The 2355-nt window shown below is 73.4% G+C and carries 2 protein-coding genes; both read right to left on the bottom strand.

What is annotated here, in order from left to right; translation table 11 throughout:
- On the bottom strand, positions 1 to 1169 hold a 1169-nt coding region (gene ftsY, locus VG296_RS12820; RefSeq protein WP_325565900.1), incomplete at its 3' end, for a signal recognition particle-docking protein FtsY.
- A gap of 129 nt (positions 1170 to 1298) precedes the next feature.
- The coding region (locus VG296_RS12815) for an AAA family ATPase (RefSeq protein WP_325565899.1) at positions 1299 to 2355 on the bottom strand (1057 nt) is incomplete at its 5' end.

Raw genomic sequence — 2355 nt, 5'->3', positions numbered from 1 at the left:
GAGCCGAGTATCGCGTCGACGAACGGACCGGGCTCGAACGGGGCAAGGTCGTCGGGGCCCTCGCCTAGGCCGACCAGCTTGACCGGCACCCCGAGCTCGCGCTGGACCGCGATCACGATGCCGCCCTTGGCGGTCCCGTCGAGCTTCGTCAGGACGATCCCGGTAACGTCCACGACCTCGGCGAACACCCGGGCCTGGCGGAGGCCGTTCTGCCCGGTCGTGGCGTCGAGCACCAGCAGCACCTCGTCCACCGTGGCCCGCTTCTCGATGACCCGCTTCACCTTGCCGAGCTCGTCCATCAGGCCGGTCTTGGTGTGCAGCCGTCCCGCGGTGTCCACGATCACGGCGTCGACCCCGTCCTCGATTCCCTTGGCGACCGCCTCGAAGGCGACGCTCGCCGGATCGGCGCCCTCCCGGTCGGACCGCACCACCTCGGCGCCGACCCGGCCTCCCCAGGTCTGCAGCTGGTCGGCCGCCGCGGCGCGGAACGTGTCAGCGGCGGCGAGCAGCACGGTGCGGTCGTCGCCGACCAGCACCCGTGCCAGCTTCCCGCAGGTGGTGGTCTTGCCGGTGCCGTTTACCCCGACCATGAGTATCACCGACGGCTGCCCGCCGTGCGGCTTGGTGCGCAGCGACCGGTCCTCGGCGGCCCCGATCTGGGTGACCAGTTCTTCCTTCAGCAGCGCCCGTACCTCGTCCGGGTTGCGGGTGCCGAGGACCTTGACCTTGGTCCGCAGCTCGTCCACGATCTCGCGGGTGGGCGCGACCCCGACGTCCGCGGAGATCAGGGTGTCCTCGACCTCCTGCCACGCGTCGTCGTCGAGCGTGCCCGATGACAGCAGGCCGAGCAGCGCCGAGCCGAAGGCTCCCTGTGAGCGGGCGAGCCGGGACCGGAGCCGGACCAGGCGGCCGGCCGATGGCGGCGGCTTCTCGACCTCCGGCACCGGCGGGGCCTCGGCGACGGGCGGTGGCGGCGGCGTGATCGTCCCGGTCCCGGCGCGCTGTTCCGCCGTCCCGGGAGCCGCCTCGCCAGCGGCCTCCGCCTCGCGCTCGGGCGCGGGCGGCGGTTCGTGCGGCTTGCGGAGCCGGCGGCCGGGCCGGAGCAGGAACGTACCCGCCGCAACCGCGGCCACTACGCACAGCGCGATGATGATTATCAGGAACTCCATGGCGCTCCCAGGTTACGCGGATCGGCGGGGCGGGTCGCGGGGCCGGGGCCGACGGGAGCCCGCGGGCGCGGGCCTCATTGCGCGGGCGTCGGGCGCGGTCGTCGGGGCGCGGGTTTCGGCGCGCGGGCGTCAGGCCGAGGCGCGGTCGTGCATCCGCTGGCTCACCACGGCGGACACGCCGTCGCCGCGCATGCTGATCCCGTACAGCGCGTCAGCCACCTCCATGGTGGGCTTCTGGTGCGTGACGACGATCAGCTGCGAAGTGTCCCGCAGCTCCTCGAAGATCCCGAGCAGCCGCCGCAGGTTGACGTCGTCCAGCGCCGCCTCGACCTCGTCCAGCACGTAGAACGGTGACGGCCGCGCCTTGAAGATGGCGACGAGGTAGGCGATCGCGGTCAGCGAGCGCTCCCCGCCCGACAGCAGGGACAGCCGCTTGACCTTCTTGCCCGGCGGGCGGGCCTCGACCTCGATCCCGGAGGTGAGCATGTCATCGGGCTCGGTGAGCACGAGGCGCCCTTCCCCGCCCGGGAACAGCCGGGAGAAGACCTGCTCGAATTCGCGCGCGGTGTCCTCGTACGCGGCGGCGAACACCTGCTGGACCCGGTCGTCCACCTCCTTGATCACCGTGAGCAGGTCGCGCCGGGTCTTCTTCAGGTCCTCGAGCTGGGAGGACAGGAAGGTGTGCCGCTCTTCGAGCGCGGCGAATTCCTCCAGGGCGAGCGGGTTGACCTTGCCGAGCTGGGCCAGCTGGCGTTCGGCGGCGCGGGCACGGTGCTCCTGCTCCGCCCGTTTGTACGGAACGGGGCGCGCCGCGGCGTCCTGATGGCTCGCTCCCCGGCCCGCCTTCGTCGCGGCCGCGCCGTTGACGCCCGCCGCGGCGGGCCCGTCAGCAAGCCCGGCCAGACCGGGCTCCCGGCCGGCACCCGCGGCGCCGTCAGCCCCAGCGGCTCCGTCAGCCCCAGCGGCTCCGTCAACCCCGGCGGCGCCCCCAGTGCCCACAGTGCCCACAGTGCCCGCAGTCCCCGCAGGCCCTGCAGCGCCCGCGGTGTCCCCGCTGTCCTCGCCGAACGGCGGGACCAGCACATCGGGACCGTACTCGGCCGTCAGCGTGCTCGCGTCCACGCCGAACTCCTCGACGGCGCGGCCTTCCATCTGCTCCAGCCGCAGCCGCTGCTCGCTGCGGGCG

The organism is Actinospica sp., from assembly GCF_035552695.1.
GTDB lineage: Bacteria > Actinomycetota > Actinomycetes > Streptomycetales > Catenulisporaceae > Actinospica.
The sequence above is the reverse complement of the archived record's forward strand: the minus strand, read 5'-3'. Positions and strand labels throughout refer to the sequence as shown.